Below are 13242 nucleotides of genomic sequence, written 5' to 3' on the forward strand. Positions count from 1 at the left end.
TATGGATCAAGTAACTACCGCTCACGAATACATAGAGCATCACTTAACCTTCTTAACTACAGGTGATGGTTTCTGGGCGTTTAACATTGACTCGATGTTGGTATCTTGGATTACAGGTTTACTTTTCATCGGTGCATTTCGGTATGTAGCCACTCGTGGCACTAGCGGCGTTCCAGGTCGTTTTCAATGTTTTATCGAGCTTGTCTTTGACTTCGTCAATAATCTCGTCAAAGAGATTTTTCAAGCGGAAGATAAATTAATAGGACCACTGGCATTAACCACTTTTGTTTGGGTGCTGTTAATGAATGCAGTCGACCTATTACCCATTGATTTAATCCCGGGGTTAACTCGATCTGTGGGTCTAGAGCACTTTAGAGACCTACCAACGGCAGACGTAAATATACCAATGTCGATGGCACTCGGTGTGTTTATTCTACTGTTAACCTATACATTTAAAAATAAAGGTTTGAAAGGCTTTATCAAAGAGCTAACTACTCAGCCATTTGATAACCCTCTTTTATATCCTGTTAACTTAGTTCTTGAATTAATAACATTAATTTCAAAGCCAATATCACTAGGCTTACGATTATTCGGAAATATGTATGCAGGCGAGATGATATTCATCCTTATTGCACTAATGCCTTGGTGGATGCAGTGGGCACTGAGTGTACCTTGGGCCTTATTCCACATATTAATCGTATTCTTACAAGCATTTATATTTATGGTACTGACCGTTGTTTATTTAGGAATGGCAACAGAAGAACACCACTAATTAATAACTAAAAAATTAACTAACAAATTATTTTCGGAGATACAAATGGATATCGTAAGCGCAGTTTTATATGTAGCAGGTGCATTACTGATCGGTTTAGGTGCAGCAGGTGCAGCATCTGGTATTGGTAACTTAGCAGGTAAATACCTTGAAGGTGTTGCGCGTCAACCAGACCTTACTCCAATGCTTCGTACTCAATTCTTCATCATGATGGGTCTTGTGGATGCAGTACCGATGATCGGTGTTGGTATCGGTCTATACATCATCTTCGCCGTGGCTTAATCAAACCGCTTTGAAAGATCGATTTATACATAATCAAGATTTAGTGAGGAAGGTATGAACTTAAATGCAAGCATGTTTGGACAAGCAATCTCATTCGTGATTTTTGTTTGGCTGTGCATGAAATATGTATGGCCCCCTCTCACCGCGATGTTAGACGAGCGCCAAAAAGAAATCGCTGATGGTTTACGCCACTCAGAGAACGCTGCGAAAGAGCTAGAACTAGCAAAATCAAATGGCGCGCAACTCATCGAAGATGCAAGAAAAGATGTGACTGAACTGGTTGAGCAAGGCCGAAAACGCCGTAACGAAATCATCAGCTTAGCGCAACAAGAAGCCGAGCAAGAAAAGGCACGCATCTTAGAACAAGGTAGAGCTGAGCTAGAAGGCGAACGCCAAAAGATACGCCGTGAACTTCAGGCGGATATGGCAGATGCAGTGATTCAAAGTGCACAGAAACTGATTAGCAAAAACCTAGATTCCGCAACGAACCGAGCGCTAGTTGACCAAATGATTAGCGAACTCTAAGGAGAGGCAATATGTCAGATTACACCAATATTGCTCATCCCTACGCCAAAGCATCGTTTGAATTTGCTTTAGGTGAAAACCAGTTACAAGAGTGGCACTCAATGCTGTCCATTCTTGTGGCTGTCGCGGAAGAAGAAACGATCGCTAGTCAGATTTCTTCAGCTGAAGGGGCTTCTACACACCAAACAGAAGAGCTGGCAAACCTCATCATTCATATTTGCCAAGGACTCGTTGATGACCACGTCATTAATCTTATTCGAGTCTTGGCCGAGAACGGCCGTCTATCTGTTGTAAGAGATCTGTTTGAATTGTTCTGCGAGCTAAAGGACGAACATGAACGTGTAGTGCCTGTCACTGTCACCAGTTCAGAAATGCTGACACAAGATCAAGTTACGTCATTAACAGCTGCACTTGAGAAGAAATTAGAGCGTCAGGTTGAAATGAAGCAGGTTATTGATGACACGTTAGTGGGTGGAATGGTCATCAAGGCGGGTGAAACCGTTATCGATGGTTCTTTAAACACATCAATTGACCGATTGGCTCATCAACTTCACGCGAGATAGGTAACAATTATGCAATTAAACTCAAATGAAATCAGCGATCTAATCAAAGAACGCATCTCGAAATTTAATGTGAGCACCGAGGCTCGCAACGAAGGCACTATCGTATCGGTTCGTGATGGCATCATCACAATCAATGGCCTTGCTGATGTTATGCAAGGTGAGATGATTGAGCTACCAGGTGGCAAATACGCACTCGCACTTAACCTCGATACCCATTCAGTAGGTGCGGTGGTTATGGGCCCCTACACTGACCTCTTTGAAGGTATGAAAGTGAAAGGTACAGGTCGTATCTTAGAAGTACCTGTAGGTAACGGACTTCTTGGCCGTGTCGTGAACACATTAGGCGAGCCAATCGATGGCAAAGGCCCAGTGAGTTGTGACCGACTCGACCCTGTAGAAGTGATTGCACCCGGTGTAATCGAACGTAAGTCTGTTGATCAACCTATTCAAACTGGCTACAAAGCGGTTGATACCATGGTGCCAATCGGTCGTGGTCAACGTGAACTTATCATCGGTGACCGTCAGACGGGTAAAACAGCGTTAGCTATCGATGCGATCATCAATCAGAAAGATTCTGGCATCAAATGTGTGTATGTAGCGATTGGCCAAAAAGCCTCCACTATCGCTAACGTGGTTCGTAAACTCGAAGACCACGATGCGCTTAAAAACACCATCGTAGTCGTGGCATCAGCATCAGAGTCTGCAGCGCTTCAATACCTAGCCCCTTATGCGGGTTGCACCATGGGTGAATACTTCCGTGACCGCGGTGAAGATGCACTGATCATCTATGATGACCTATCAAAACAAGCCGTTGCTTACCGTCAAATCTCATTGCTATTGAAACGCCCACCGGGGCGTGAAGCCTTCCCTGGCGACGTATTCTACCTTCACTCACGCCTACTAGAACGTGCAGCACGAGTGAATGCAGAGTATGTAGAGAAGTTCACTAACGGTGAAGTGAAAGGCCAAACAGGCTCATTAACGGCGCTTCCGATCATTGAAACTCAAGCGGGTGACGTATCAGCGTTTGTACCAACCAACGTAATCTCAATCACCGACGGTCAGGTTTTCCTTCAAACCCAATTGTTTAACTCAGGCTTACGTCCTGCAGTCGACCCAGGTATCTCGGTATCTCGTGTGGGTGGTGCGGCGCAATGCAAGATCATCAAGAAACTGTCTGGTGGTATCCGTACTTCATTAGCTCAATACCGCGAGCTGGCGGCCTTTGCTCAGTTCTCTTCTGACTTAGATGAGATGACGCGCAAACAGCTAGACCATGGTGAGCGTGTTACCGAGTTAATGAAGCAAAAACAATACTCTCCAATGTCAGTCGCTGAGCAAGCAACGGTTATTTACGCAGCAGAGAAAGGTTACTTGGTCGGTGTTGAACTAAGCAACATTGCCCGTTTTGAAGAAGAACTGATTGCTTACGCCAAAGGTCAAAACCCTGCGCTATTCGAAAAAATCAACGCGACAGGCGATTACAACGACGAAATCGACGGCGCTCTTAAAGAGATCCTAGAAGGTTTTGTTGGGATGAAAGCTTGGTAAGTGCTCCGGTTTGTTAGCTGGAAATCAAAACAAATAGGAGCAGATTATGGCAAGTACTAAAGAAATTCGCACCAAGATAGCCAGTGTTAGTAACACTCAGAAAATCACTAGCGCAATGGAAATGGTTGCAGCAAGTAAGATGCGCAAGGTTCAAGACAACATGACGCTAACTCGCCCCTACGCCGAGAACATGCGAAAAGTTATCTCTCATGTTGCATCGGGTTCGCTGGAATACCAGCACCCTTACCTGCAACAGCGTGAACCTAAGCGTGTTGCTTACATCATTATCTCGTCCGATCGCGGCTTGTGTGGTGGCTTGAACTCAAACTTGTTCAAGAAAGTGTTAGAAGAAATGGAGCAATGGCGCACCAAGGGAGTCGAGGTAGAAACAACCTTAGTGGGATCTAAGGCTATCTCGTTCTTCCACCGCGGCGGCAACGTTATTGCACAAACGTCAGGTCTTGGCGACACACCTAAGTTAGAAGACATCTTAGGTACGGTGAACGCGATGCTGGGGCATTACAACGAAGGCAAGATCGATAGCTTGTATCTCGTTTACAACCAGTTCGTCAACACCATGGTTCAAGCGCCAACGACCTTGCAGTTGCTCCCCCACCCTTCAGACACAGGGGAAGGTAGTGAGCCTAAAAAAGCACGTCGTTGGGACTACATCTATGAGCAAGCACCCAAAGACATACTCTCAGAACTGTTACATCGATACATCGAATCGCAAGTGTATCAAGGCATTGTTGAGAGCATTGCCTGTGAGCAAGCAGCCCGAATGGTCGCTATGAAAGCGGCGACTGATAACGCAGGCCAACTCATTGATGACTTGCAGTTGGTCTACAACAAGGCGCGTCAGGCTGCCATTACCCAAGAGCTGAGTGAAATAGTCTCAGGTGCCCAAGCTGTCTAGGGCTAGAAAAAACTGGGTTAAGAACAGAATTTGAGGATTTAAGAATGAGTGTTGGAAAAATAGTTAAAGTAATCGGCGCGGTGGTTGACGTCGAGTTCAGCGGCGGCAACAGCCCACGCGTTTATGATGCATTGAAAGTGACTAGCGACGAAGCAAGCTCGTTAGTATTGGAAGTACAGCAACAACTGGGTAGCAATATCGTTCGTTGTATTGCAATGGGTACTTCAGATGGCTTACGTCGTGGCCTAACGGTTGAAAACACAGGCTCTCCAATCACGGTTCCTGTGGGTGAAGAAACATTAGGCCGTATCATGAACGTGCTTGGTCAACCTATCGATGAGTGTGGTGAAATCGGTCAGAAAGAGAACTACGAGATTCACCGTGAAGCCCCTTCTTATGAAGAACAAGCAAACAGCACTGAGCTTTTAGAAACAGGCGTTAAGGTAATCGACCTTATCTGCCCATTCGCTAAGGGTGGTAAAATTGGTCTGTTCGGTGGTGCTGGTGTAGGTAAAACCGTCAACATGATGGAGCTTATCAACAACATCGCCAAAGCCCACTCAGGTCTTTCTGTATTTACCGGTGTAGGTGAGCGTACTCGTGAAGGTAACGACTTCTACTACGAGATGAAAGAAGCGGGTGTACTAGACAAAGTAGCCATGGTTTACGGCCAAATGAACGAGCCACCGGGAAACCGTCTACGTGTAGCACTTACGGGCCTGACTATGGCTGAGCGCTTCCGTGATGAAGGTCGTGATGTACTGTTGTTCATTGATAACATTTATCGTTACACACTTGCCGGGACTGAGGTATCAGCTCTGCTAGGTCGTATGCCTTCAGCAGTAGGTTACCAACCAACACTAGCTGAAGAGATGGGCGTGCTTCAAGAGCGTATCACTTCAACTAGACAAGGCTCTATCACGTCTATCCAAGCGGTATACGTACCTGCAGATGACTTGACCGATCCATCACCAGCAACAACCTTTGCTCACTTAGATGCGACCGTTGTACTGTCTCGTAATATCGCGGCATTGGGCCTCTACCCTGCGATTGATCCATTGGATTCAACCTCTCGCCAGTTAGACCCACTTGTGGTTGGCCAAGAGCACTACGACATTGCACAAAAAGTACAAACAACACTGCAACGCTACAAAGAGCTAAAAGACATCATCGCGATTCTTGGTATGGATGAGCTGTCTACTGAAGACAAACAGACCGTATCTCGCGCTCGTAAGATTGAACGTTTCTTAACTCAGCCTTACCACGTAGCCGAAGTGTTTACTGGTCAGAAAGGTGTCTTTGTACCGCTAAGCGAAACACTAAGAGGCTTTAAAGGCCTGTTAAGCGGTGAATATGACGATATCCCAGAGCAAGCGTTCTTGTACTGTGGTTCTATCGACGAAGTGCTTAACAAAGCGAAATCACTCTAACAGGTAGGTGCACAATGGCTATCGGAATCACAGATAATACATTTCAACTTAATATTGTAAGTGCGGAAGGTACGCTGTTTTCAGGTCCAGCGTATGCCCTAGCTGTTTCTGGCGCTGACGGTGAACTGGGGATTCGCCCCGGTCACTCTCCGCTTCTCAGTAAGATCAAACCGGGCGTAACCGTGTTTGTCACGGACCCTAAATCAGAAGGCCAAGTGCTGTATGTCTCTGGTGGGATGCTGGAAGTTCAACCGGATGTGGTTACGGTGTTAGCCGACACTGCCTTGCATGGTAAAGACATTGACCGCGCTCGTGCAGAAGAGGCGAAATATGCGGCTCTAGAGAACATCAACAAGGGCAACATAGACATTAACTTCGCACAAGCTCAGCTTGAATTGGCGAAAGCCGTTGCTCAGCTTCGCGCATCAGAACTGACTTCTTCTCGCACTCGACACTGAGAATAGAACTCAGACGTTTGATGCTTGATGTGTAAATAGTCTACCCACTTAAACATGATTTAAGTGGGTAGACTACATCAGGAACCCTCCTCTCCTTTCCAGCTTCCCCTCCCTTTCAACCGTCCCTAGTACATCCTTTTCCACCAACGTTTACACCATTATTTCTCAGCAAAACGCGCTTGGTGCGGATCAAGTTCATGACCAAGAGGTTGTGTGAGTGAATGATATAACTCTGGCTTACGGCCACGAATCCAGCGTCTACCAGTACACATGTCTAACTCTTCTGCTTTTAGCTCAGCAATCACCATATCGTTATCAACACTATCGGTCTCAGCAATGATTTCACCATAAGGGCTGAGGACCATCGCATTGCCTGTTCTTACTTCATCCATATCAACGCCGACACCATTACTAAACACAACAAACATACCGTTGTCGTGCGCTCTTGCAGGCAACCAACGCATTAACCACTCGCGGCCATTCTTGCCCTGCATTTCAGCACGAATCGCATCTAGGTTTTCATCTCGGTTAAACCATAACTCTGGGTCAATACGCTTCATCGCATTCGGGCTTCGTGAATGACAACCGCCCGTTTGGTGTGGCGCAATCAATATATCGGCCCCTTTCAAAGCAGTGATCCTGACATTTTCGACCAAGTTGTTATCCCAACAAATCAAGATACCAACTTTGCAACCATGCGGCGTATCGAACACCGTGTATTGGTCTCCGCTGCTCATGTGAGAGCTAACAAAGGTGTGCAGTTTTCGATGTTTCTGAACTTCTCCATTTGGCATGGCGAATACGTAGCTGTTGTATAACTCGCCATCAGTACCCTGCTCTATCAAGCCCGCGCCAACGCTCATGCCAAATTGCGTTGCCAGTGAAACTAACTTTTGAGTGGATTCACCGCTCGGTACAGGTTCCGCTAGCACTTCAATTTCATCGCGAGATAAAGCAGACACATGCCAGTAGCCAGTGATGCACATCTCAGGAAAACTGACGATCTCCACGCCACTGTCCGCAGCCTTTTGAACATATTGCTCTATAATGGATAAGTTATACGCCTTATCACCTGCGTGGTGGTTAAATTGAACCGACGCTACTTTGATGTCTTTCTTCATGATTCGTCCTCAAGCTTTGCTTTATCTGATTGGTATGAACCTAGTATAAAAAATCAATTCAATTCCATATAATGAAACATATTCTCAATTCAATGAGCATTTGGAATGGAATTTGATCTACTGAAGGCATTTTGTCAGCTCGCTAAATCGGGAAATTACCGTTTGGCGTCAGAGCAGCTCTACATCACTCAATCGGCACTCACTAAAAAGATTCAACGACTTGAATCCAACATTGGGGCATCTCTGTTTTCTCGTGGCAGGAATGGCGCAGAGCTCACGCACGCAGGAAAAACGTTACTGGCAGAAGCCCAACGTTTGGTTCATTCAATGCAAGCGTTTGAGCAGCTGTCAGGCTCTGTGGTGAACGGGACTCAGGGACATTTGAACATTGGCTTTGGCGTGTCTACTTATCATAAAGCACCCAAGCTTATTGCAGCTTATAAACAACGGTACTCAGACGTTCATGTCACCTTAAATGACACACCTTCCAAGCAACAAACAGATGAGTTATTGAGCCATGATCTCGATATCAGCTTCAATCGGATACCAGAATCATCGGATTTAGAAAGCCTAACGCTGTTCAATGATTCACTTGTGGTCGCGATACACAAAGATCTTCTCAAGCAAGCGCCAAGCAAAAATCTCGTCGTCTCTGAGTTATCGAAATGGCCTTATCTAAAGCTGACCCAACATCGTGGCCCCGGATTAGACAGACAGATTCAACAATATTGTCTTGCGAATAAAATCGACTTATCAAAAACGCAAGAAGCCGATGATATTCTCACCCTGCTTGCCTTGGTTTCTGCCAATATCGGCTTCACCATTGTTCCTAACAGTGCTCAGTTCATTAGTAACACCGATGTGGAATTCATTGCGTTAGAAGGTGAATACGCCACTTGGCCAGTGGGGTTGATATGGAATGGGAAGAGTGAAAATCCACTCAGGGATAGGTTTGTGGAGTTTGTGGAGTTTGTGGCTAATCAAAAAGAAAATTAGGCCGGAAGCTAAATTACACCAACAAAAAAGGCTCACTAACTAGTGAGCCTTTTGATATCTGCTTAACGTAAAACCGAGGTCTAACGTTGCTTGATGTTCAAACGAATAGTTTTAAAAGATTCGTTTTAGAAAAGCAGTTTAGAGCCGTCGCTTAGAACTATAGTTTAGAAGAATTCAATCGAATTACGGCCGCTTTTATCGTCACGTGTTGGCTTAGGCGTATCCGCTTTCTTTTTCGGTTTCTTCTCTTTTTTCTCTTTCTTTGGTTCAGCCTTTGCGCTTAGCATTTCAGCTTTGCTTTTCTTAGACTCTTTCTTCTTAGAATCCTTTTTAGACTGACCTTTCTTCGCCTTGTTATCTTTTTTAGGCGCTTCTTTCTTTTTCGGCTTGTCTGATTCTTCTTGTACTGGCTGATCACACACCACTACATAGTATTCTTGGTTGAATTCAAAGAAGTCGCCATCGTACATTTTACGACGCTTACGCGTTTCCAGCTCACCATTTACCGCTACGTATCCTTCAGAGATGATGTGTTTAGCTTCACCGCCACCACTCACTAGGTTAGCAATTTTAAACACTTTGTAGAGCTCAATTGGCTGTGATGAAACATCAATACCAATGGCTTCAATTTCAATCTCTTCGCCTTCTTCGCCCAGCTCTTGGCCTTCGTAATCAGCGTCTTCGTAATGTTCTTGGTCCATGGTGACCTCTACCTAAATATGTACTTCTGGAATATTGGTCGCAGTGTAATCTTAATACAACTAAATGACCATGTTGAATTGATCAGGGCATCATTTGCTTTAGTGCTAATACCTACGCTATAGAGCACCACCAACGTTCGAGAGATTCACCAACTGCTTGGTATATTCATGTTGCGGATTACCAAACAAAGTCTCAGTGTCGCCCTTCTCTATCACCTCACCCGCTTTCATCACGATGGTGTAATGACAGAGGGATTTCACGACATTCAAATCATGGCTAATAAACAAATAGGTCAGGCCATACTTTTCTTGAAGTGACTTCAGCAAATCCAACACTTGAGCTTGAACCGTTCTGTCGAGTGACGACGTCGGTTCATCTAACAAGATAAACTCTGGCTTTAAAATCAGAGCGCGCGCAATTGCAATACGCTGCCTTTGTCCGCCAGAAAACTCGTTTGGGTAACGGTGGCGAGTCTCAGGGTCTAGGTCGACCTCTTTCATAACGTCACAGATACGTTGGTCGAGTTCGCTCTCATCCAATTGTTGATGCACTAACAAACCTTCGCCAATCACTTGAGCAACTGACATCCTTGGGTTCAATGCCGAAAACGGATCTTGAAACACCACTTGCATACGGCTTCGAAACGGCAACATCTGTTGTCGATTTAAGCCTTGAATTTGTTCGTCAGCGTAGGTAATTGAACCCTCACTTTCTACCAGCTTCAATATCGCCATACCCGTTGTCGATTTGCCCGAACCACTCTCACCGACGAGGCCGATGGAGTGTCCTTTCTTCAAGGTGAACTCCATATCAGTGACCGCTTTAACATGCGAAATCGTACGCTTGAATAAGCCACCAGTAATCGGGAACCAAACACGCAATTGGTTAACATCAAGCAGAGGTTTGATTTTTGGTGATACAGGGACAGGCAAGCCTTTCGGATCTGAGTTGATAAGCTTTTGAGTGTAAGGGTGAGATGGTGCGTTAAACAGCGTTTGGCAATCGTTACTTTCAACTAAGCGACCATCTTTCATTACCGCAACCCTATCGGCAATCTTACGAACAATACTCAAATCGTGGGTGATAAACAGCATCGCCATGCCAAGTTCTTGCTGCAGGTCTTTTAGAAGGTCAAGGATCTGCGCTTGTACCGATACATCCAATGCCGTTGTTGGCTCATCAGCTATAAGCAGCTCAGGTTCGTTGATCAGTGCCATTGCGATCATCACGCGTTGGCGCTCTCCACCAGACAACTCATGTGGATAGGCTGAAATTTTTTGCTCTGGGTAACGAATACCCACCTTTGAAAGCCACTCTATCGCCAAGGCTTGCGCTTTGTTGGTTCGCATACCTCGGTGAATGGCGAGGGTTTCAACCAATTGTTTTCCGACTCGATGAAGTGGATTAAGCGAAACCATAGGTTCTTGGAAGATCATCCCAATGCGACCACCACGAATCCCGCGCAATTGCCTTTCTGAACAACTCAGAATATCGGTGCCAGAGAAATTGATCTTACCGTTTAGGTAGTGGGACGAGCCTTTAGGTAACAGCTTTAAAATCGAATTAGCCGTGACCGATTTACCGGAACCACTCTCACCCACTAGCGCGAGCGTTTCACCTTTGTATATTTCTAAAGAGACATCTTGTGTCACTTGTTCTATCGAGTTTTTTCGCCCGAAACCGACAGACAGTTTATCTATGGTCAGAACTGGAGATGCATTAGCAGCCTCTGCTGTTGACCCTGAAGTAGGAACTGTATTTGAAGTCATAACCTATCCTTACTTCTGTTGATGTGGGTCGAAGGCATCACGTACCGCTTCACCAACGAAGACCAGTAACGTGAGCATCAGTGAAAGTACGACGAAAGCAGAGATACCAAGCCAAGGCGCTTGTAAGTTCGCTTTACCTTGCGCCAATAGCTCACCTAACGAAGGCGAACCTGCAGGAAGACCAAAGCCCAAGAAGTCTAATGAGGTTAATGTGGTCACTGAGCCAGAAAGAATAAATGGCATCATGGTTAACGATGCAACCATCGCGTTGGGTAGCATGTGACGAAGCATAATGCGTTTATCATCAACGCCCATAGCCTGCGCGGCGCGCACATAATCAAAGTTTCGACAGCGTAAAAATTCCGCTCGTACGATACCTACTAAACTCATCCAACTGAACAGCACCATAATTCCGAGCAGCCACCAGAAGTTCGGCTCTATAAAACTCGACAGAATGATCAACAAGAACAGGGTCGGCATACCAGACCACACTTCAATGAAGCGTTGTCCGAATAGATCAACCCAACCACCGTAATAGCCTTGGGTTGCCCCAACGACGACACCTATCACGCTCGATACAATCGTCAGAATAAAACCAAATAAAACGGAAATACGGAACCCATAAATGATGCGAGCTAATACATCTCGCCCTTTATCATCGGTTCCGAGCCAATTCACAGAATCAGGTTCAGATGGCACCGCACCTGAAATATCGAAGTTTATCGTGTCGTAGCTAAACGGAATGATTGGCCACACGATGTAACCGCTGTCTTCAATGAGTTCGATAACATACGGGTCTTTGTAGTCGGCTTCAGTTTCAAACTCGCCACCAAACTCAGTCTCGGCATATTCATTGATAACAGGCACAAACCACTGATTATCATAAGAAACCAATAAAGGCTTATCGTTAGCGATGATCTCAGCGAACAGGCTCAGTCCAAACAAAATGGTAAATATCCAAAGGGAGATAAAACCACGCTTGTTTGCTTTAAAACGTAACCAACGAGCTTCAGCTAAAGGGTTGTTAAACATTTATTATCAATACCTTGTTATTCGTTCGCCATTAACGCGCTTCAAAATCAATTCGAGGATCAACCCAGGTATACGTCAGGTCGGAGATAATGCTCAGCACCAAGCCAAGTAAGGTCATGATATAGAGAGAGCTGAACACCACGGGATAGTCGCGTTGAATGGTCGATTCAAAACCAAGCAGACCGATACCTTCGAGTGAGAACATCACTTCAATCAACATAGAACCCGTGAAGAAAATACTAATAAACGCGCTTGGGAAACCGGCAATAATGATCAACATCGCGTTACGGAAAACGTGCTTGTATAGAATACTGCTCTCGTCCAAACCTTTCGCTCTTGCGGTCACCACATATTGCTTATTGATTTCATCAAGGAAGGAGTTTTTGGTCAGCATACTGAGTGTGGCAAAGCCGCCGATGACCATCGCAAAAATAGGTAAGGCTAAGTGCCAAAAGTAGTCGCCAATTTGTTGATACCAGTTGAGCTGATCAAAGTTACTCGACACCAAGCCACGCAATGGGAACCAACTGAAGTAGTTACCACTCGCGAACAAAATAATCAGGATTATTGCAAATAGGAAGCCCGGCACCGCATAACCGACAATCACTACCGCACTCGACCAAATATCAAAGCGAGAACCGTGATGTATCGCCTTCATAATGCCTAAGGGTATCGAAATCACATAGATGATTAACGTACTCCACAACCCCAAGGAAATGGAGACAGGTAAACGCTCAATGATCAAATCAATCACGTTACCGCCCTTAAACAGGCTTTCACCAAAGTTAAAGGTCGCGTAATTTTTCAACATGTCGAAGTAGCGAACATGAATCGGCTTATCAAAACCAAACTGCTTTTTGATCTCTTCAACCACTTCCGGATCAAGCCCTCGTGAGCCTTTATAGCCACTGGCAGACGCTTGATCACTTTCGCTCAAATCAACTTCTTGTCCACCACCAGAAAAGCGTTCCATGATGCCAGAGTTGTGCCCTTCTAATTGAGCAACGGCTTGCTCTACTGGGCCTCCGGGCGCAATCTGAATGATGAAAAAGTTGATGGTGATGATCGCCCACAGCGTGGGGATCACCAATAGTAAACGCCGAAATATATACGCGGCCATGCTAA

General features: G+C 45.4%; 14 protein-coding genes. 9 read left to right on the forward strand and 5 right to left on the reverse strand.

Annotation, left to right across the window (positions count from 1 at the left end; translation table 11 throughout):
- Window position 1: 1 nt before the first annotated feature.
- From atpB to CWO08_RS05135, 8 genes are read left to right on the forward strand one after another with little or no spacing between them, the layout of a single operon-like run.
- Window positions 2-772, forward strand: a complete 771-nt coding sequence (atpB, locus tag CWO08_RS05100; protein WP_102479435.1) for a F0F1 ATP synthase subunit A — start codon at window positions 2-4, stop codon at window positions 770-772.
- Window positions 773-817: 45 nt separating this feature from the next.
- Window positions 818-1054: a F0F1 ATP synthase subunit C gene (atpE, locus tag CWO08_RS05105; RefSeq protein ID WP_004730405.1), complete on the forward strand. Its 237-nt coding sequence runs from the start codon at window positions 818-820 to the stop codon at window positions 1052-1054.
- Between the two features lie 54 nt (window positions 1055-1108).
- Complete coding sequence (locus CWO08_RS05110; protein ID WP_017060839.1) at window positions 1109-1579, forward strand: F0F1 ATP synthase subunit B; 471 nt, start codon at window positions 1109-1111, stop codon at window positions 1577-1579.
- 11 nt (window positions 1580-1590) lie between these two features.
- Complete coding sequence (locus CWO08_RS05115; RefSeq protein ID WP_048608584.1) at window positions 1591-2142, forward strand: F0F1 ATP synthase subunit delta; 552 nt, start codon at window positions 1591-1593, stop codon at window positions 2140-2142.
- A gap of 9 nt (window positions 2143-2151) precedes the next feature.
- Entirely contained in the window at window positions 2152-3693 is a 1542-nt protein-coding gene (gene atpA / locus CWO08_RS05120; RefSeq protein ID WP_108020019.1) for a F0F1 ATP synthase subunit alpha, read from the forward strand.
- 46 nt (window positions 3694-3739) lie between these two features.
- A complete protein-coding gene (gene atpG / locus CWO08_RS05125) occupies window positions 3740-4609 on the forward strand; it encodes a F0F1 ATP synthase subunit gamma (protein WP_102431243.1) in 870 nt (289 codons plus the stop codon).
- Window positions 4610-4653: 44 nt separating this feature from the next.
- On the forward strand, window positions 4654-6039 hold the full coding sequence (gene atpD / locus CWO08_RS05130; RefSeq protein WP_019820615.1) for a F0F1 ATP synthase subunit beta: 1386 nt from the start codon (window positions 4654-4656) through the stop codon (window positions 6037-6039).
- Window positions 6040-6053: 14 nt separating this feature from the next.
- Window positions 6054-6497 (forward strand): F0F1 ATP synthase subunit epsilon, encoded by a 444-nt coding sequence (locus tag CWO08_RS05135; RefSeq protein ID WP_048660327.1) that lies wholly within the window; start codon window positions 6054-6056, stop codon window positions 6495-6497.
- Between the two features lie 158 nt (window positions 6498-6655).
- Here the strand turns inward: CWO08_RS05135 and CWO08_RS05140 are convergent, their stop codons facing one another.
- The gene (locus tag CWO08_RS05140; RefSeq protein WP_102431244.1) at window positions 6656-7618 is read right to left on the reverse strand and encodes a nitrilase family protein; all 963 of its coding nucleotides are present in this window, start codon (window positions 7616-7618) and stop codon (window positions 6656-6658) included.
- A 105-nt stretch (window positions 7619-7723) separates the two neighbouring features.
- On the opposite strand from CWO08_RS05140, the gene CWO08_RS05145 reads away from it, so the two are divergent.
- Window positions 7724-8614: a LysR family transcriptional regulator gene (locus CWO08_RS05145; protein ID WP_108020020.1), complete on the forward strand. Its 891-nt coding sequence runs from the start codon at window positions 7724-7726 to the stop codon at window positions 8612-8614.
- Window positions 8615-8778: 164 nt separating this feature from the next.
- Here CWO08_RS05145 and CWO08_RS05150 read toward each other — a convergent pair whose 3' ends face one another.
- The 4 genes from CWO08_RS05150 to CWO08_RS05165 all read right to left on the reverse strand — a co-directional run bounded on the left by CWO08_RS05150 (window position 8779) and on the right by CWO08_RS05165 (window position 13237).
- Window positions 8779-9315: an RNA-binding S4 domain-containing protein gene (locus CWO08_RS05150; RefSeq protein WP_102431246.1), complete on the reverse strand. Its 537-nt coding sequence runs from the start codon at window positions 9313-9315 to the stop codon at window positions 8779-8781.
- 117 nt (window positions 9316-9432) lie between these two features.
- A complete protein-coding gene (gene yejF, locus CWO08_RS05155; RefSeq protein WP_108020021.1) occupies window positions 9433-11085 on the reverse strand; it encodes a microcin C ABC transporter ATP-binding protein YejF in 1653 nt (550 codons plus the stop codon).
- Window positions 11086-11094: 9 nt separating this feature from the next.
- Window positions 11095-12117 carry an ABC transporter permease gene (locus CWO08_RS05160; protein WP_048608646.1) on the reverse strand — a complete coding sequence of 341 codons (1023 nt, stop codon included), beginning with the start codon at window positions 12115-12117 and terminating at the stop codon, window positions 11095-11097.
- A gap of 31 nt (window positions 12118-12148) precedes the next feature.
- A complete protein-coding gene (locus CWO08_RS05165) occupies window positions 12149-13237 on the reverse strand; it encodes a microcin C ABC transporter permease YejB (RefSeq protein ID WP_004730359.1) in 1089 nt (362 codons plus the stop codon).
- Window positions 13238-13242 lie beyond the last annotated feature (5 nt).

It is taken from the genome of Vibrio sp. 10N.286.48.B8, from assembly GCF_003050085.1.
GTDB lineage: Bacteria > Pseudomonadota > Gammaproteobacteria > Enterobacterales > Vibrionaceae > Vibrio > Vibrio crassostreae.

Excerpts from the sequence above, each read along its gene's own strand:
- CWO08_RS05150 (WP_102431246.1), bottom strand. The coding sequence starts at position 9,315 with ATGGACCAAGAACATTACGAAGACGCTGATTACGAAGGCCAAGAGCTG.
- atpE (WP_004730405.1), top strand. The coding sequence starts at position 818 with ATGGATATCGTAAGCGCAGTTTTATATGTAGCAGGTGCATTACTGATC.
- yejF (WP_108020021.1), bottom strand. The coding sequence starts at position 11,085 with ATGACTTCAAATACAGTTCCTACTTCAGGGTCAACAGCAGAGGCTGCT.
- CWO08_RS05115 (WP_048608584.1), top strand. The coding sequence starts at position 1,591 with ATGTCAGATTACACCAATATTGCTCATCCCTACGCCAAAGCATCGTTT.
- CWO08_RS05145 (WP_108020020.1), top strand. The coding sequence starts at position 7,724 with ATGGAATTTGATCTACTGAAGGCATTTTGTCAGCTCGCTAAATCGGGA.
- CWO08_RS05160 (WP_048608646.1), bottom strand. The coding sequence starts at position 12,117 with ATGTTTAACAACCCTTTAGCTGAAGCTCGTTGGTTACGTTTTAAAGCA.
- CWO08_RS05110 (WP_017060839.1), top strand. The coding sequence starts at position 1,109 with ATGAACTTAAATGCAAGCATGTTTGGACAAGCAATCTCATTCGTGATT.
- CWO08_RS05135 (WP_048660327.1), top strand. The coding sequence starts at position 6,054 with ATGGCTATCGGAATCACAGATAATACATTTCAACTTAATATTGTAAGT.
- CWO08_RS05165 (WP_004730359.1), bottom strand. The coding sequence starts at position 13,237 with ATGGCCGCGTATATATTTCGGCGTTTACTATTGGTGATCCCCACGCTG.
- CWO08_RS05140 (WP_102431244.1), bottom strand. The coding sequence starts at position 7,618 with ATGAAGAAAGACATCAAAGTAGCGTCGGTTCAATTTAACCACCACGCA.
- atpA (WP_108020019.1), top strand. The coding sequence starts at position 2,152 with ATGCAATTAAACTCAAATGAAATCAGCGATCTAATCAAAGAACGCATC.
- atpG (WP_102431243.1), top strand. The coding sequence starts at position 3,740 with ATGGCAAGTACTAAAGAAATTCGCACCAAGATAGCCAGTGTTAGTAAC.
- atpB (WP_102479435.1), top strand. The coding sequence starts at position 2 with ATGGATCAAGTAACTACCGCTCACGAATACATAGAGCATCACTTAACC.
- atpD (WP_019820615.1), top strand. The coding sequence starts at position 4,654 with ATGAGTGTTGGAAAAATAGTTAAAGTAATCGGCGCGGTGGTTGACGTC.